This window comes from Streptomyces flavofungini (genome assembly GCF_041028215.1).
In the GTDB taxonomy this organism is placed as follows: Bacteria; Actinomycetota; Actinomycetes; order Streptomycetales; family Streptomycetaceae; genus Streptomyces; species Streptomyces flavofungini_B.
The window spans coordinates 12,738-29,341 of sequence record NZ_JASKYR010000018.1 but is presented as its reverse complement, the minus strand read 5'-3'; the positions used below and the strand labels follow the sequence as shown (position 1 = coordinate 29,341).

The 16,604-nt window shown below is 73.5% G+C and carries 16 protein-coding genes and 1 riboswitch; of the genes, 8 read left to right on the top strand and 8 right to left on the bottom strand.

The genetic code is table 11. The annotated features are described in order from the left end of the window. On the top strand, positions 1 to 1,951 hold a 1,951-nt coding region (locus AB8Z36_RS02865), incomplete at its 5' end, for a transglutaminaseTgpA domain-containing protein (protein ID WP_369211564.1). Between the two features lie 111 nt (positions 1,952 to 2,062). Here AB8Z36_RS02865 and AB8Z36_RS02860 read toward each other — a convergent pair. From AB8Z36_RS02860 to AB8Z36_RS02850, 3 genes are all read right to left on the bottom strand, one after another. Then, positions 2,063 to 2,473: a DUF3040 domain-containing protein gene (locus tag AB8Z36_RS02860; RefSeq protein ID WP_369211563.1), complete on the bottom strand. Its 411-nt coding sequence runs from the start codon at positions 2,471 to 2,473 to the stop codon at positions 2,063 to 2,065. A gap of 275 nt (positions 2,474 to 2,748) precedes the next feature. Next, positions 2,749 to 3,585, bottom strand: a complete 837-nt coding sequence (locus AB8Z36_RS02855; RefSeq protein ID WP_369211562.1) for a class I SAM-dependent methyltransferase — start codon at positions 3,583 to 3,585, stop codon at positions 2,749 to 2,751. A gap of 109 nt (positions 3,586 to 3,694) precedes the next feature. Next, positions 3,695 to 4,243: an SAV_6107 family HEPN domain-containing protein gene (locus AB8Z36_RS02850; protein WP_369211561.1), complete on the bottom strand. Its 549-nt coding sequence runs from the start codon at positions 4,241 to 4,243 to the stop codon at positions 3,695 to 3,697. Between the two features lie 166 nt (positions 4,244 to 4,409). Here AB8Z36_RS02850 and AB8Z36_RS02845 point away from each other — a divergent pair, with 166 nt between their 5' ends. The 5 genes from AB8Z36_RS02845 to AB8Z36_RS02825 all read left to right on the top strand — a co-directional run bounded on the left by AB8Z36_RS02845 (position 4,410) and on the right by AB8Z36_RS02825 (position 10,489). After that, complete coding sequence (locus AB8Z36_RS02845; RefSeq protein ID WP_440581842.1) at positions 4,410 to 5,231, top strand: ATP-binding cassette domain-containing protein; 822 nt, start codon at positions 4,410 to 4,412, stop codon at positions 5,229 to 5,231. Beyond that, the gene (locus tag AB8Z36_RS02840; protein ID WP_369211560.1) at positions 5,203 to 7,287 is read left to right on the top strand and encodes a YhgE/Pip family protein; all 2,085 of its coding nucleotides are present in this window, start codon (positions 5,203 to 5,205) and stop codon (positions 7,285 to 7,287) included. The genes AB8Z36_RS02845 and AB8Z36_RS02840 overlap by 29 nt, the downstream gene beginning before the upstream one ends. A 29-nt stretch (positions 7,288 to 7,316) precedes the next feature. Then, positions 7,317 to 7,937, top strand: coding sequence for a TetR/AcrR family transcriptional regulator (locus tag AB8Z36_RS02835; RefSeq protein WP_369211559.1), 621 nt, complete (start codon positions 7,317 to 7,319; stop codon positions 7,935 to 7,937). A gap of 364 nt (positions 7,938 to 8,301) precedes the next feature. Next, on the top strand, positions 8,302 to 8,916 hold the full coding sequence (locus AB8Z36_RS02830) for a DUF4126 domain-containing protein (protein ID WP_369211558.1): 615 nt from the start codon (positions 8,302 to 8,304) through the stop codon (positions 8,914 to 8,916). Positions 8,917 to 8,986: 70 nt separating this feature from the next. Then, positions 8,987 to 10,489 carry a phytoene desaturase family protein gene (locus AB8Z36_RS02825; protein WP_369211557.1) on the top strand — a complete coding sequence of 501 codons (1,503 nt, stop codon included), beginning with the start codon at positions 8,987 to 8,989 and terminating at the stop codon, positions 10,487 to 10,489. 31 nt (positions 10,490 to 10,520) lie between these two features. Here AB8Z36_RS02825 and AB8Z36_RS02820 read toward each other — a convergent pair whose 3' ends face one another. The 5 genes from AB8Z36_RS02820 to AB8Z36_RS02800 all read right to left on the bottom strand — a co-directional run bounded on the left by AB8Z36_RS02820 (position 10,521) and on the right by AB8Z36_RS02800 (position 14,876). After that, positions 10,521 to 11,453: a hypothetical protein gene (locus tag AB8Z36_RS02820; protein WP_369211556.1), complete on the bottom strand. Its 933-nt coding sequence runs from the start codon at positions 11,451 to 11,453 to the stop codon at positions 10,521 to 10,523. A gap of 51 nt (positions 11,454 to 11,504) precedes the next feature. Next, entirely contained in the window at positions 11,505 to 12,422 is a 918-nt protein-coding gene (metF, locus tag AB8Z36_RS02815) for a methylenetetrahydrofolate reductase [NAD(P)H] (protein WP_369211555.1), read from the bottom strand. 102 nt (positions 12,423 to 12,524) lie between these two features. Then, positions 12,525 to 13,175, bottom strand: coding sequence for a thiamine phosphate synthase (gene thiE / locus AB8Z36_RS02810; protein ID WP_369211554.1), 651 nt, complete (start codon positions 13,173 to 13,175; stop codon positions 12,525 to 12,527). A gap of 160 nt (positions 13,176 to 13,335) precedes the next feature. Further along, positions 13,336 to 13,701: an Rv2175c family DNA-binding protein gene (locus tag AB8Z36_RS02805; RefSeq protein WP_369211553.1), complete on the bottom strand. Its 366-nt coding sequence runs from the start codon at positions 13,699 to 13,701 to the stop codon at positions 13,336 to 13,338. A gap of 5 nt (positions 13,702 to 13,706) precedes the next feature. Beyond that, positions 13,707 to 14,876, bottom strand: a complete 1,170-nt coding sequence (locus tag AB8Z36_RS02800; protein WP_369211566.1) for an NAD(P)/FAD-dependent oxidoreductase — start codon at positions 14,874 to 14,876, stop codon at positions 13,707 to 13,709. A 184-nt stretch (positions 14,877 to 15,060) separates the two neighbouring features. Further along, a riboswitch (TPP riboswitch) is annotated at positions 15,061 to 15,173 on the top strand. Between AB8Z36_RS02800 and thiO the strand changes: the two genes are divergently transcribed. Both thiO and thiS read left to right on the top strand, forming a co-directional pair. Next, positions 15,171 to 16,394 (top strand): glycine oxidase ThiO, encoded by a 1,224-nt coding sequence (gene thiO, locus AB8Z36_RS02795; protein ID WP_369211552.1) that lies wholly within the window; start codon positions 15,171 to 15,173, stop codon positions 16,392 to 16,394. It overlaps the preceding riboswitch by 3 nt. Beyond that, entirely contained in the window at positions 16,391 to 16,603 is a 213-nt protein-coding gene (gene thiS, locus AB8Z36_RS02790; protein ID WP_369211551.1) for a sulfur carrier protein ThiS, read from the top strand. Before thiO ends, thiS begins: the two co-directional genes overlap by 4 nt. Position 16,604: the final 1 nt, after the last annotated feature.

Genomic DNA, 16,604 nt, shown 5'->3' with positions numbered 1-16,604 from the left:
GGCCGCCGTCGAGGGCGGGCAGCGCGAGCGGTACCACCAGGGCGATGCCCAGGGCGACGGCGCCGATGCGCCGTCCGGTGCGGACCGGGGCGATCACTCCGGTACTGCTCTCCAGGCYCCCGGAGTRCYCGCCCCGGTCCGCACCGGACGGCGCATCGGCGCCGTCGCCCTGGGCATCGCCCTGGTGGTGCCGCTCGCGCTGCCCGCCCTCGACGGCGGCCTCCTTGGCGGCAACGGCGGCGCGGGAGGAAGCGGCTCGGGCGGCGGCGGGACGATCTCCGCCGTGAACCCGCTGGTCGCGCTCCAGGACAGCCTGAACCAGCCGGAGGACCGCGAGGTCATCACCTACCGGACCAACGCCGAGCAGACCGAGGGCCAGTACCTGCGCATCGTCTCGCTCGACCAGTTCGACGGCACGACGTGGAAGACGACCGTGCGGCGCATCGAGGACGTGCCCTCACCGCTGCCGGTCCCCCGGGGCCTTGCCGCCGAGGTGCGCAGGAGCGAGGTCCGGACGAACATCCAGGCCTCCGAGACCTACGCGCAGAACTGGCTGCCCATGCCCTTCCCGGCCAGCCGCGTGGAGATCGGCGGCCGCTGGCGGTACGAACCAGTGGGCCGCGCCCTCGTCGGTGACCGGGGACAGACCACGCGGGGTGCGAGGTACCAGGTCACGAGCCTGGTCGTGGAGCCCACGGCCGAGCAGCTCGCGAACGCGGCCGAACCGCCCAAGGATCTGCGCAAGGAGTTCACCCAGGTCCCCGACTCCCTGCCGGGGATGGTCGCGGACCGGGCCCGCCAGGTAACCAAGGGCGCCGCGAACCCCTACGAGCAGGCGGTCAAGCTCCAGGACTACTTCGCCTCCGACGGCGGCTTCACGTACAACACCCAGGTCAGGGCGGGCAGTGGTCCGTCCGCGATCCGGCGCTTCCTGGAGCAGAAGGAGGGCTTCTGCGTCCACTTCTCCTTCGCGATGGCCTCCATGGCGCGGACGCTCGGCATCCCGGCCCGCGTCGCGGTCGGCTTCACGCCGGGCTCCGCGCAGGCGGACGGCACCATGTCGGTGGGGCTGCGGGACGCGCACGCCTGGCCCGAGCTCTACTTCGAGGGCGTGGGCTGGACCCGCTTCGAGCCGACGCCCAACCGCGGCTCGGTGCCGGAGTACACCCGCTCCGACGTCGGCCCGGGTGACACGGACGACTCCGACACGACCGAGCCCTCGGCCTCCGCCGAGCCCTCCGCGGCGCCTTCGGCTTCCGAGAGCTGCCCGCCCGACCTCGCGAAGCAGGGCGGCTGTGCGAGTGCCGCGCCGGACATCGCGGCCGGTTCGGGCGACGACGGGCCGCCCGTCGGGAAGATCGTGGCTCTCTCGTTGGCCGCGCTGCTTCTGCTGTTCGCGTTCCTGTCCCCGCTGCTGTGGCGGACCCGGATGCAGTCGGTGCGGCTCGCGACGGGTCCGCACGGCCCGGCGCCGGGCGACGGCCGGGCCAGGGGCCCGGGCGGCCCCACTCCGGAGGCCGCGGCGGCACGGACGCTCGCCGCCTGGCTGGAGGTGACCGACACGGCCTGGGACCACGGCATCCTGCCGGACGAGTCCCTCACGCCGCGCGGGGCCGCCGCCCGGATCGTCCGTGTCGGGGAGCTGTCGGCGGAGCCCGCCGAGGCCGCGCACCGGCTGGCGACCGCGGTGGAGCAGGTGCTGTACGCCCCCTCCCCGCGGCCCGCCACGGGACTCTCCGACGACGTGCGCCTGATACGCCAGGGTCTCCGGGCCTCGGCGAGCCGGTCCACCCGGCTGCGGGCGACGCTCGCGCCGCGTTCGACCGCTCGGGTGGTGTGGGCGGCCTCGGAGCGCTGGTCGGCGGTGAGCGAGCGGTGGAGCGAGCGGATCACCAAGGGGTGGACGGCTCTGACGAGGAAACTGCCGCGCCGGGCCCAGCAGGGAGGCTGAGCGGCGGGGGAAGACCCCCGCGGGCGTATACGTGTGTGAGGGGTGACCGCCCGGTGGCGGTCACCCCTCACACACAGCTCTGATCGTCCGCTCGGCCCGGCGGGGCTCCGCTCACTGACCGCCCTGCTCGTCGCGGCGGCGCTGCCACCGCTGCTCGATGCGGTCCATGACCGAGCGGCGCTGCCGCGTCTGGCGCCGGGCCTGCGGCCCGCCCTGCGCCGCGGCCGTGCCCGCACCCTGCTCACCGGGTTTGGGAGCCTTGCGCCAACCGGTGACGGCGAGCACCGCGCAGCCCAGCATGACGAGGAAACCCACCACGCTGATCCAGATCTGCTGGGCGACCATTCCGGCCATGAGAAGGGCGATGCCCACCAGGAAGCCCACGACCGCTTGGTAGACCCGCTTCCGGGTGTACGTGCGCAGCCCGCTTCCCTCAAGCGCTGTCGCGAACTTGGGATCTTCGGCGTACAGCGCTCGCTCCATTTGCTCGAGCATGCGCTGCTCGTGCTCCGAGAGCGGCACGGAGTCCTCCTCATCGTGCAGTCGCCGGGGCGACCGGGGGTCCCCTTCAGGATAGGCAGGGAATCGCCCCCGTGAAACCCGCCCCTCTGCGCCAACTTCGCCAAACCGGACCTTCATGCCCCTCCGGCCCTCTGAAGCGTGCATTCCCCAGCGGCCGGACTGTCATGCAGGACGGTGTCCCTCGATCATACGGCGCCGGTAGCCCGTTCGGGGGGCCTGTGGCGTACTCCATGTGCGGCTGCGCCGCTGATCAGCGGGGGCGGCACCGGCGCACCTCAGGTTCCGGACGTCTCCCGGACCTCGCCGAGCACATGGAGCTGGGTGGCGACGGAGTGGAAGGCGGGCAGTTCCGCGGCGACCGCCTCCAGCTTGAGCAGGGCCTCAAGGGCTCCCGGCTCGGTGTCCACGAGGACGCCGGGCACCAGGTCGGCGAAGACCCGGACCCCGTGCACCGCGTCGACGCGGACGCCCGCGGCCTCCACGAGCGCGGTGAGCTGTTCGGCGGTGAAGCGGCGCGGCACGGGGTCGCCCTCGCCCCAGCGGCCCGCCGGGTCGGCGAGCGCGCTCCGCGCCTCCGTGAAGTGGCCCGCGAGGGCCCGGGCGAGCACGGCACCGCCGAGTCCCGCGCCGAGCAGGCTGAGGATGCCGCCGGGACGCAGCGCGTCGACGGCCAGGCGCACGCCCTCGGCCGGGTCGTCCACGTACTCCAGGACGCCGTGGCACAGGACGGCGTCGAAGCCGCCGCGGTCGACGACGTCGAAGAGCCCGAGCACATCGCCCTGGACACCGCGCACCCGGTCGGCGACCCCGGCCTCCGCGGCCCGGCGCTCCAGCGCGAACAGCGCGTTCGGGCTGGGGTCGACGACCGTGACCCGGTGTCCGAGGCGGGCGACGGGCACCGCGAAGTTGCCGCTGCCGCCCCCGGTGTCGAGCACGTCGAGCTCGGAGCGTGACTCCCGGCCCGTGGCCTTGACGCGGCGGTCGAGGGCGTCCTTCAGGACGTCCCAGACCACGGCGGTACGCAGGGAGGCGCGCGGACGGGAGGGGTCGGAGCGCAGAGACGCCGTCTGATGGCGGTGGTGGGAGACGGGCGGGCGCATCGGGTCCGACACGGCAGTTGACTCCTCGGCGCGTGGGGTGCGAACAACCCCCACCCTATTGCCTGCCGCCCGGTGCCCCGGTCACCCGTCCCGGGGAGCGGGACGCCCGCACCGGCTCGCGTCAGCTCGCTTCGGGCGGCTCCTCTCCCGCCCCGGGCGGCTCCGGCCTCGGCTGGGGCAGCACGGGCTGGAGGACCAGCATCCGCTCGACGATGCGCAGGAACATCGCCACGTCCCGCAGCAGGTCGTCGGCGTCGCGGGCGGTGGCGGCGCCCTGGATGCCCGCCTCGGCGCGGGCCCTGCGGGCGGCGCCGGAGGCGAAGAGGGCGCTCCACTCGGTCAGTTCGGGTGCTATCTCGGGGAGGACTTCCCAGGCGCTTCGGATGCGCTGCCTGCGGCGCGGGGTCGTCTCGGGCCTGCCGCGCGCGGCGAGGACGGCGGCCGCGGTGCGCAGGGCGGCGAGGTGGGCGGTGGCATAGCGCTCGTTCGGGGCGTCGAGGCGGGTCGCCTCCTCGATTCCGGCGCGGGCCTGGCCGAGGAGTTCGAGAGCGGCGGGCGGGGCGGTCGCGCGGCGCAGGACGGGGTGGACATCGCTCGCCGGGCCGGTCAGTGAGGGAGCAGCTCCGACGGCGCGGTGCCGACGTGCGGCTGCTGCGGAAGAGCTGGCCATGACGAACCTCCTGTCGTCGTGTGACGGCACAGTGGCCGTATGTGCCCACTGTGAAGCACCCCACTGACAATCGGCCCTGACCTGGCCTTTTGCCCCGGCGGCCGGTTCGGGCTTACTTTTGTACTGACCAGTCAGTGCAAAAAGTGGAAGAAGGGTCAGGGGGACTGTGGACGGTCCGACCGACGAGGCGCGGCCTGCGGCCGCCGGCACCGACAAGACGCCGCCCGTCGCCGTCAGCGCCGAGGGGTTCGGTCTGAAGGGGCCGCGCGGATGGGTGTTCCGCGGGATCGGCTTCGACGCCCCGCCAGGATCGCTGATCGCGCTGGAGGGTCCCTCGGGCTCCGGCCGCACCTGCCTTCTGCTCGCGCTGACGGGACGTATGCGCGCCACGGAGGGGTCGGCCCGCGTGGGGCGCTCCGTCCTCCCCGGGGAGCTGGCCGCCGTGCGCCGCGTGAGCGCGCTCGGCCCGGTGCCCGGCGTCACCGATCTCGACCCGGCCCTGACCGTCGCGGAGCACCTGCGCGAACGGGCGCTCCTCCAGCGGCGCTTCGGCGGCCCGCTGCGGGGACTCCTGCGCCCGCGTGCCGAGCGCGCGCACGAGACCCGGCTGCGCGTCGAGGCGGCGCTCGCCGCCGCGGGGCTCGGTCTGGAGTCACTGCCCAAGGCCGGGCGGACCGCCGTGCGCGACCTGGAGCGCCTGGAGATCCTGCGGCTCTCCGTGGCCCTCGCCCTGATCGGGAGCCCGCGCCTGCTCGGCGTCGACGACACCGACCTGAAGCTCTCGGACGCCGAACGCCAGGAGGCCTGGGAGCTGTTGAGGTCCCTCACCCGGAGCGGCACGACCGTGGTGGCCGTGTGCAGCGAGGCGCCCGAGGGCGCGGTCGTGGTGCGCACCCGCACGGACCCGGCACGGGCCGGGAACGGCCCGCAGGCCACCGACGACGACAAGGAGACGGCGGATGCGCTCGCCGAAGCTGGCCGCTCTTGAGCTCAGGCGCTTCGGCAGGGGCAGGCTTCCGCGCGCGGCGCTCGCCGCGCTCCTGCTCCTGCCCCTGCTGTACGGCGCCCTGTACCTGTGCTCCTTCTGGGACCCCTACGGCCGTCTCGACCGCATACCCGTGGCGCTGGTCAACGAGGACAAGGGGGCGAGCGCGCAGGGCAAGAAGCTAGACGCGGGCGACTCCATCGTCCGGGGGCTGCGCGACAGCAAGACCTTCGACTGGCGCGAGGTCAGCGACGACGAGGCGCGCAGGGGCGTCGAGGACGGCACGTACTACCTGTCGCTGACGATGCCGTCCGACTTCAGCAAGCGCATCGCGTCGAGTTCGGGCTCCTCCCCGGAGACGGGCGCCCTGCGGGTCCGCACGAACGACGCCAACAACTACATCGTCGGGCAGATCTCACGGACGGTCTTCTCCGAGGTCCGCTCGGCCGCCTCCAACAAGGCCTCGCGGTCCTTCCTCGACAAGATCTTCATCTCCTTCTCCGACATCCACGGCGCGACGCAGAAGGCCGCCGACGGCGCCGACAAGCTGGACGGTGGCATCGGCAAGGCGAAGAAGGGGTCGAAGGACCTCGCGAAGGGGCTCGGCGACGCCAAGGACGGCAGCGGCGACCTGGCGGCCGGGGTCAAGAAGCTCCACAAGGGAGCGGGCGATCTGAAGGACGGCTCCAGGAAGGTCGCCGACGGCACGGGGCGGCTGGCGGCCAAGGTCAACGGCACCGCCGACAAGGTGCGGCCCTTCCTGAAGGACAACGGCAGGACCATCGGGGACACCGCCCGGCTCGTGGCCGACTCCTCCAAGGCGATGCGCCGCAACCTGGGCACCTGGGTGAAGCTCGCGCCCGAGGCGGCCAAGGGGGCCGAGCGCGGATCTCGGACCATCAGCGGGTACTACACGAAGCGGTGCGGGAACGTCCCCGTGCCCGACCCCTTCTGCCCGCAGCTCAAGGAGGTCAAGGAGGCCGCGGCGAACGTGTCGACGATCGCCGACGACATGAACGCCGTGATCCAGGACCAGCACAGCGACGTGCGAAAGCTCGACAAGCACCTCGCCACACTGGAGAGGAAGTCCCGGGATCTTGCCGACCGCGCCCCGCACCTCGACGAGGACCTGGAGAAGGCGGTCGCAAAGATCAACGAACTCGACGCGGGGGCGGGCAAGGTCGCCGCGGGCGCCAAGAAGCTCAACACCGGCCTCGGCACCGCCGAGACCGGGGCGACCGGCCTCGACGCGGGCATCGGCAAGCTGGAGACGGGCGCGGGCGACCTCAAGAGCGGCCTCTACAAACTCGCCGACGGTTCGGCGAAGCTGTCCGGCGGGCTCCACGACGGCGTCAAGAAGATCCCCGACTACGACAAGCAGGACCGCCACGACCGTACGGAGGTCATGGCCGACCCCGTCCGGCTCGCCTCCCAGTCGCTGCACGAGGCGCCCAACTACGGCACCGGCTTCGCGCCCTACTTCATCCCGCTCTCCCTCTGGGTCGGCGCGATGGTGGCGTACATGCTGATCCAGCCGCTCAACCGGCGCGCGCTCGCCGCGGGCGCCTCCGCGTGGCGCATCGCGCTGGCGGGATGGCTGCCGGTGGCGGCGCTCGGCGTGCTCCAGACGGTGGCTTTGATGTCCGTACTGCACTGGGGGCTCGGCCTCCAGATGGCCCGGGCGGCCGGTGCGGTCGCCTTCCTCTTCCTGGTCACGGCGTGCTTCGCGGCCATCGTGCAGTGGCTCAACGCCCGCTTCGGAGCGGCCGGGCGGATTCTCGTCCTCGCCGCGCTGATGCTCCAGCTCACCTCGGCGGGCGGCACCTATCCCGTCCAGACGAGCCCCGGCTTCTTCGGCGCCATCCACCCGTTCCTGCCGATGAGCCACGTGGTCGACGCGCTGCGCCGGCTGATCACGGGCGGCGGCCTCGGGCCGGTGTGGCTGGCGTGCGCGGTCCTCACGGCGTTCACCCTGGGCGCGCTGGCCCTCACCGCGCTCTCCGCGCGCCGCAAGCAGGTGTGGACCCTCGACCGGCTGCACCCGGAGCTGACACTGTGAGCGCGCCGGGACCTGTGAGAATCAGGGCCATGGACAGCAGTGCAGCCGGCAACCGGCGAGAGGCCACCCGGCAGAAGCTCTACGAAGCCGCCGTCACCCTCATCGCGGAACAAGGCTTCTCCGCGACCACGGTCGACGAGATCGCGGAGCGGGCCGGGGTCGCGAAGGGCACGGTCTACTACAACTTCGCGAGCAAATCGGTCCTCTTCGAAGAGCTGCTCCGGCACGGTGTCGGCCTGCTGACCTCCTCCCTGCGGGAGGCGGCCGAGGAGACGGACCGGGCCGGGGGCCGCAAGGTGGACGCCCTCGACGCGATGATCAGGGCGGGCCTCGTCTTCATCAACCGCTACCCGGCCTTCACCCAGCTCTACGTGGCCGAGCTCTGGCGGACCAACCGGGCCTGGCAGTCCACGCTCCTGGTGGTCAGGCAGCAGGCGGTCGCGGTGGTCGAGGACGTGCTGCGCGCGGGCGTCGGCAACGGCGAGCTGAGCGAGGAGATCGACATCCCGCTGACGGCCGCCGCGCTCGTCGGCATGGTGCTGGTCGCCGCGCTCGACTGGCAGGCCTTCCAGCCCGAGCGCTCGCTCGACGACGTGCACGCGGCGCTTTCCCGGCTGCTCCAGGGTCGCGTGAGCGGCACGCGCGCGTAGCGGCACGCCCCGGGCCCGGGACAGCGGCGGTCCGGTGCCCCCCGAACCTTCCGGGCGGCACCGGACCGGCGCCTCTCACATCCCCCGTGACCCCCGTTCGACCCCCGTGTGGTCGTTCCCCCGAGTCACCCCCGTACCTCGCCCCGGCCGCACGGCGGGGGCGAGCGGCCAAGGGTGCGGCGCCGTTCCGCCGCCCCGTGTCGGCGGTACCGGCGCCACTCCCTCACCCGTGGCCTCCACTCTTCCGTCTTTGCAGGTGGGGGCCCATCCGCGCGGGTACTCATCTCTCCTCCTAGGTACGGATACTCAGGCCCGCGCGCTCAACCTCACCCCGCCCGGGTTCGCAGTGGTTACGATCACGTCCGTGTCCGTACTCCCCCTGGTCTTCACCAGCGGCTGGGCGAGCGGGATCAACGCGTACGCCGTTGTCCTGCTCCTCGGCGTCTTCGGCGCGACCGGCGTCAGTGACGAGGTCCCGGAGGCGCTCCAGCGGCCGGACGTCCTGATCGCCGCCGGTGTCCTGTTCCTCTGCGAGGCCGTCGCCGACAAGATCCCCTACGTCGACTCGGTCTGGGACTCGGTGCACACCGTGATCCGGCCGGTCTCCGGAGCCGTGGTCGGGGCGCTGCTCGCCGGGCAGAGCGGGTCGCTCTCCGATCTGGCCGCCGGGGCCGTCGGCGGCTCGACCGCGCTGGCCAGCCATGTGGTGAAGGCCGGTACGCGGATGGCGGTCAACACCTCGCCGGAGCCGTTCAGCAACGTCGTGCTGAGCATCGCCGAGGACCTCGGGGTCGGCGGGATCATCTCCTTCGCGATGTTCTGTCCGGAGGCCGCCGCCGTCATCGCGGGCGTCCTGCTGCTGCTCGGCCTCTTCCTCCTGGTCTTCCTCGTCTCCCGCATCCGCCGGTTCCTGCGGCGCAGGGCGCAGCGGCGCGAGGAGAAGCAGCTCGCGGGCCGCGCGGGAGGGCCGCCCGGCTGATCCCGGGGCTGCGGCGGCTGTTCCCGGGGCTCCGGCGGCGCTGTCAGTGGCGGCCGATAAAGTTCCTGGCATGGCACGGATTGTGGTGATCGGCGCCGGGATGGGCGCGATGACGGCCGCCGCCCGGCTCGCCGTCGCGGGCCACCGGGTGGTGGTGTACGAACGCGCGGGGACGTACGGCGGAGCGCTCGGCCGCTTCGAGCGCGACGGCTTCGCCTTCGACACGGGACCGGGGCTGCTCCAGCTCCCCGCGGTCTACCGCGACGCCTTCGTCAAGACCGGCAAGGAGCCGCTGGAGAAGTGCGTCGAGCTCTCGCAGGTGGAGCCCGCCGTGCGGCACGTCTTCGCGGACGGCACCCGGACCGACCTGCCGAACGCCTCGCGCGCGGGCATCGGCGAGGCGCTGGACGAGGCGCTCGGCGACGGTGCGGGCGCCCGCTGGGCCGCGTTCATGAACCGCGCGAGGGAGACCTGGGACCGCGCCCGCCGCCCGCTCCTGGAGGAGCCCCTCTTCGACGACTGGGAGGTGCTCGGCGAGCGCGAGCCGTATCCCGCCCTCGTCCACAAGCGGCTGCTGCGCCGCGACCGGCGCGCGGCCACGCTCGCCGGGATCGGCGAGCTGGAGCTGGGCGGCGACGCCCGCCTGGTGGCGCTCCTTGAGCACTTCGCCCTGTCGCACGGCCTCGACCCGCGCACGACCCCGGCGAGCGCCGCCGTTCTGCCGTACATGGAGCAGACCTTCGGCGTCTGGGCGGTGCGGGGCGGTATGCGCGCACTGGCCGAGGCGCTGTACGAACGGTGCCTGGCCCGCCGGGTCGAGTTCGTGTTCGACGCGGCGGTGACGCGGATCGTGGAGAAGGACGGCCGCGCGGCGGGCGTCGAGCTCGCGGACGGCACGACCGCGGAGGCCGACTTCGTCCTCGCGGGCGTCGCGCCCACCGCACTGGCGGGGCTGCTGCCGGGCGGTGTGGACGTGCGCGCGGCGGGTGACGTCCCGGGACGCTCCGGGACGCCGAGCCGCCTCACGGTCCTGCTCGCCCTGTCCGGCGGCCGCCCCGAGTCCGCGCCGCACCGGACGGTGGTGCACGCGGCGGACCGCGAGGAGGAGCTGCGCCACCTCTTCGGGGAGCGGCCGGGACTCGCCGCCGCCCCCACCGTGACGGTGCTGCGCCCCGACGACCCCGGCCTCGTGCCGGACGCCGCGCACGAGGCGGTGACGCTCACCGTGACGGTGCCCGCGCATCTGGAGGTGGCCCCGGCCGATGTGGAGCGGGTGATCGGCCACGCCGGGCCCGCCGTCCCCGGTCTGCGGGAGCGCCTCCTCTGGCACGAGGTGCGCACCCCCGCCGACGTGGCGGAGGCCACCGGCGCCGACGGCGGCTCGGTGCCCGCGCCCGCCCTCGCCGCGGCCGACGGCAGGCTTCTGCACCCGGCCAACAGCAGCCGGCTGCCGGGCCTCTTCGCCGTCGGCGGCTGGTCGCATCCGGGCGGCGGCCTGCCGCACGCGGGCATGTCGGGGGCGCTGGTCGCCGGGCTGATCGTCGAGGGGCCGGAGTTCCGCGGCTCGCGGTGAGCCGGACGGCGGCAGCGCCTCAGCAGCGGTCTCAGTAGCGGTACTGCTGCCCGTTCTGGTCGGGGTGGTGGCCCGAGCCGCCGTACCCGTCACCGCCGCCGTATCCGTCGCCGCCGTGGCCCTCGCCGTGCCCGTACGGATAGGGCTGCTCCTGCGGGAGCTCCCCGCCGTACTGCGCCTCGGTGGAGCGCTGCTGGGGCACCCAGACGCCACCGGGCGGGGTGTCGTTGTAGGTGTCGCCGAGCCCGCCGTAGGTGTCGCCGCCGTACGGGGCGTAGCTCTGCTGTCCGGCGTAGGCGTCGTAGCTCTGCCCGGAGTCGTAGCCCTGCCCGCCGATGTAGGGGTCGGAGTAGGCGGCGTACTGCTGCTGCCCGCTCTCTCCGTAGGCGTAGCCCTGCTGCTGGTCGTAGCCCGCGAAGGCCGCGGCGTCATAGCCGTGGTCCTCGCCCTGGTAGGCGTCGCCCGCGGTCGGCGGGGCGTACGCCGCGTCGCTGTAGACGCCGTACTGCCCGGTGTCGTCGGGCATCGGCTCCGGTTCGTAGACCCCCGGGTCGTGCTCGGGCCGCGGCGGCGGGGTCCGGTCCAATCCCGGCTCGGAACCCTGTTCGTACTCCAGGTCGGAGACCTGGAGCGTCGGCTCCTGCGCGGGCGGCGCCGCCTTGCCCGCCGCTGTCTTCCCGGCCGCCCTGCGGCGCTTGCTCAGGCCCGGCTTGCCGCCGAGCGCCCAGCCGGTGGAGAAGCCCTTGCGGAAGGAGAGCGTCACATACGTCTGGCCGGTGGCGAAGGCGATGGCGCCGAGCCCGATGACCCACACCGACGGCATCAGCACGCCGACGACCACGCAGAGGAAGCCCACGAAGGCCAGGAGCCGCCAGCGGAGCCTGGCCTTGTACTGCAACAGCACTTCACCGAGCAGCCACAGCGCGACGCAACCGAACGCGATGTAGAGGACCGTCCAGCCCATTACGCCCCTCTCCCCTACGGCCGCCGCCCGTGGGCACGGGGGTAGGGCCGTTCAGGCCCGGCGGTGCAGGCCCAGATTCTCGTAGATTTCCAGCGTCGCCGTGGAGTTGTTGAGCGTGATGAAGTGCAGTCCCGGGACGCCTTCGGCCAGCAACCGCGCGCAGAACTCCGTCGCGAACTCGATGCCAATGGAGCGTACAGCGGCGGGATCGTCTTTGACCGAGAGGATCCTCTTTCTCAGCTCAGCAGGGAAAACGGCGTTGCTGAGCTGGGGGAGCCGGTCGAGCTGGCGGACGTTGGTGACCGGCATCATCTCGGGGATGACGGGGGTCCCGCAGCCCGCGGCCTCGACGCGGTCGCGCAGGCGCAGGTACTCCTCCGGGTCGAAGAACATCTGTGTGATCGCGTAGTCCGCGCCGGCCCGGCACTTGTCGATGAAGTGCCGGGTGTCGCTCTCCCAGTCGGTCGAGCGCGGGTGCATCGCGGGGAAGGCGGCGACGCCCACGCAGAAGTCGCCCGACTCCTTGATCAGCTCGACCAGCTCGGCGGCGTAGGTGAGGCCCTCGGGGTGCGCGACCCAGTCGCCGAGCGGATCGCCCGGCGGGTCGCCGCGGACCGCGAGCATGTTCCTGATGCCGGCGTCCGCGTACTGCCCGATGATGTTGCGCAGCTCGGCCACGGAGTGATCCACGGCGGTCAGGTGGGCGACGGGCGTCAGCGTGGTGTCGGCGACGATCTGCTGTGTCTCCTTGACCGTGCCGGTGCGCGTGGAACCGCCCGCTCCGTAGGTGACGGAGACGAAGTCCGGGGCGACCGCCTCGACCCGGCGCAGCGCGTTCCACAGGTTCCGCTCGCCCTTCGGGGTCTTCGGCGCGGAGAACTCGAACGAGTACGTCGTCTTGCCGGTCGCGAGCATGTCGCGCACGGTGCGTGCGCGGTCAGTCCTGGTGGAAGCAGTGCCTAGGGCCATATGGGCAGGTTAGCCAGGCCTCGGCGGTCACCCAACCGGGCCTGGGAAAATAGCCGGTTTTGCGGCTTTCTTGTCCACGGACCGGACACCGTGCCGCGCGGCTCAGACGGCCGTACGCAGCCGCTTCGCGAACTCCGCGGCGGCGGCTCCCGGGTCGTCGGCCTCGGTGATCGCGCGTACGACGACCACGCGGCGGGCGCCCGCTTCGAGCACCTGGTCGAGGTTGGCCGCGTCGATGCCGCCGATGGCGAACCAGGGGCGGTCCGTGCCGAGCGACGCCGTGTACCTGACCAGGTCGAGGCCGGGGGCGTGACGGCCCGGCTTGGTGGGCGTGGGCCAGCACGGTCCGGTGCAGAAGTAGTCGACGCCCTCCTGGGCGGCGGCCGCGGCGGCCTCGGACTCGGCGTGCGTCGAGCGGCCGATCAGCACGTCGTCGCCGAGGATGGCGCGGGCGGCGGGGACGGGCAGGTCGCCCTGGCCGAGGTGCAGGACGTCGGCGCCGATGGCGTGCGCGACGTCGGCGCGGTCGTTGACGGCGAGCAGCTTGCCGTGCCGCCGGGCGGCGTCGGCGAAGACCTGGAGGTGGTCGAGCTCCGCCGCGGCCTCCATGCCCTTGTCGCGGAGCTGCACGATGTCGACGCCGCCCGCGAGGACGGCGTCGAGGAACTCGGGGAGGTCGCCCTGGCGCCTGCGGGCGTCCACGCACAGGTAGAGGCGGGCGTCGGCGAGCTGGGCGCGCTTGTCTGCGGCCATGGAGAGGTCCCCCCGGGGTTCGGTTCGGGCGCACGGGCCGCGTGGCTGCGGCCCGTGCCCCGGACGGTGTGTTCGTTTCAGACGGCCCTGCTGCCCGACGTGTGCTTCCCGGACGGCACCCGCTGTCCGGAACCTTCGTCTCAGAGGGCCTGGCGTCCGCTCAGACGGCGAGCGCCTGGGCGCGGCGCTTCACCTCCGTGCCGCGATTCTCGCTCAGGGCCTGCGCGGGGGTGCCGGGCAGGGACGGGTCGGCGGTGAACAGCCACTCCAGCATCTCTTCGTCGGAGAAACCGTCGTCCTTCAGGAGCGTCAGCGTGCCGGCCAGGCCCTTGACGACCTTGTCGCCGTCGATGAAGGCGGCGGGCACCTGGAGCGCCCTGTTCTCACCGCGGCGTACGGCGATGAGCTGGCCCTCCTTGACCAGCTGGCGCACGCGGGTCACCTCGACGCCGAGCATCTCCGCGATGTCGGGAAGGTGGAGCCAGGCGGGGACGAGTGCGTCGGTCTTTGCGTCAATCTCGGTCACGTCACCTAGCGTAGCGCCGCCGCCTTCTTCAGCGGGATCGACGGGTCGGCCACCAGCTCCGGGTCAAGGGGGACGGCCGACTCGATGAGCCTGCGGCCCTGGGCCAGGTCCCTGGGGCGGCCCACCGCCAGGACCGCCGCGAGGGCGCCGCCCCTGAGCCAGCAGACCGACCAGGCCATGCCCGTGGGGTCGCCGCGCCAGATCAGCTCGTCGGCCGCCGCGTGATGGCCCGCGTACTGGACGAAGCGGCCGAACTGCTCCGACCAGAAATACGGCACGGGGTCGTACGCCACCGGAGTGTCCCCGACGATGTTCGCCGCCACCGTGCGCGGCCCCTGGAGGGCGTTGTCCCAGTGGTGGACCAGGAGGCGCTCGGCGTAGCGCCCGGAGGGGAAGGAGGAGCAGTCGCCGACCGCGTACACGTCGGGCGCCGAGGAGCGCAGGTGGTCGTCGGCGACGACCTCGCCGTGCACGCCGAGCTCGATGCCGGAACCGGTGAGCCAGCCCGTCGCGGGCCGCGCCCCGATGCCGACGACGACGGCGCCCGCGGGCAGCCGGGTGCCGTCGGAGAGGACCACGGCGCCCGGCTCGACGTGCTCCACGCGCGCGTGGGTGCGCAGCTCGGCCCCGGAGTGGGCGTACCAGGCGGCCATGGGGGCCGCGACCTCGGCGGGCAGCGCCCCCGCGAGCGGGCGTCCGGCGGCCTCCACGACGGTGACGGAGCAGCCCGCCTCGCGCGCGGCGGTGGCGAACTCCGCGCCGATCCAGCCCGCCCCGACGACCACGATGTCGTGCTGCTCGGCGAGGACGGGGCGCAGCCGCTCGGCGTCGTCCAGGGTGCGCAGGAGATGCACCCCCGGGACGCCTTCCGTGCCCGGCAGCCGGACCGGTTCGGCGCCGGTCGCGAGGACCAGCACGTCATAGGGCACGGGACCCGCCGCGGTGTCCAGCTCGTGGTCGGCCGGACGGACGCCGGTGACCTCGGTGCCGAGGCGCAGCGCGATGCCGAGCGAGGCGAAGTCGATGTCGAAGGCGGAGCCCTCCGCCTTGCCGAGCAGCACCGCCTTGGACAGCGGCGGCCTGTCGTACGGCTGGTGGGTCTCGGCCCCGATCAGGGTGACCGGACCGGCGTGCCCCTGTTCCCGCAGGGCCACGGCGGTCTGCACACCGGCCATCCCCGCCCCGACGATGACGACGTGCCGCTCTGCCTGCCTCCGCTGCTCACTCACCCGATCACTGTAGGACGGCGGGCAAGGCCGCCCTCAGGGGCGGGCGAGGAGATCTCTGACACACCGTCACTGCCCATACCCGGACAGCTCCCCTACTGTCGCGCCGGGTGACGGGCTAGGGTGGCCGGTGCAGAGCACTCGCGGGAGCCCGGACGGACCGGGCTGAGAGGGAGGCTGGACGGCCTCCGACCGTACGAACCTGATCCGGGTCATGCCGGCGAAGGGAGGGGCTGGACGCCCATGCATCCACCTACACCAGCACCACCGTCCTCCGATGAGCGGTCCCGCCGGCCGGCGGACGTCCTCGTCGTCGGCGGCGGCATCATCGGGCTCGTCACGGCCTGGCGGGCCGCCCAGCGCGGGCTCTCCGTCACGGTCCTCGACCCCGCGCCCGGCGGCGGAGCGGCGCAGGTCGCCGCGGGCATGCTGGCCGCCGTCACCGAGCTGCACCACGGCGAGCAGGCGCTGCTCGGTCTCAATCTCGCCTCCGCGCGCCGCTACCCCGCGTTCGCCGCCGAGCTGGCCGAGGCGAGCGGCCGGGACCTCGGCTACCGCACCTGCGGCACGCTGGCCGTCGCCCTCGACTCCGACGACCGCGCGCACCTGCGGGAGCTGCACGCCCTGCAGAGCCGGTCGGGCCTCGCCTCGGAGTGGCTGAGCGGCCGGGAGTGCCGGCGCCTCGAACCGATGCTGGCACCCGGGGTGCGCGGCGGCCTGCGGGTCGACGGTGACCACCAGGTCGATCCGCGAAGGCTCTCCGCGGCGCTCCTGACCGCGTGCGAGCGGGCGGGCGTGGTCTTCCGCCGCGCCTGGGCCGAGCGCCTCGACGTCGCGGGCGACCGGGCCCGCGGCGTGGTCCTCGCGGACGGCGGCGCGCTGCACGCGGGCCGGACGGTCCTCGCGGCGGGCAGCCTCAGCGGGCGCCTCGCGGGCGTCCCCGAGGCCGTGCTGCCGCCGGTGCGGCCGGTGAAGGGGCAGGTGCTGCGGCTCACGGTGCCGACGGCGTACGCGCCGTTCCTGAGCCGTACGGTGCGCGCGGTGGTGCGCGGCAGCCACGTCTATCTCGTACCGCGCGAGAACGGCGAGCTCGTCGTCGGCGCCACCAGCGAGGAGCTGGGCTGGGACACCACGGTCACCGCGGGCGGGGTGTACGAGCTGCTCAGGGACGCCCATGAGCTGGTGCCCGGCATCACTGAGCTGCCGCTGACCGAGACCCGTGCGGGCCTGCGCCCCGGCTCCCCCGACAACGCGCCGCTGCTCGGCCCGACGCGCCTGGCCGGTCTCCAGCTCGCCACCGGGCACTACCGCAACGGCGTGCTCCTGACGCCCGTCACGGGTGACGCCATGGCGCACGCGCTGACCACCGGCGAGCTGCCCGAGGAGGCGCGGCCCTTCACCCCGCTGCGCTTCGGCGAGCACGCGCCCACCCTCCCCCCGCAGTCCTTCACGGAGCAGACCGTATGAGTACGCCCTTCGCCGTTTCCGTCAATGGAGAGGTGCGCGACGTCGCGTCGGGCACCACGCTCGACGCCCTCGTCGCGACCCTCACCAGCGCCCGCTCCGGGGTCGCCGCCGCGCTCAACGAAACCGTCGTCCCGCGCGCGCGGTGGTCCACCACGGCGCTCGCCGCGGGTGACCGCGTCGAAGTACTCACCGCGGTCCAGGGAGGCTGAC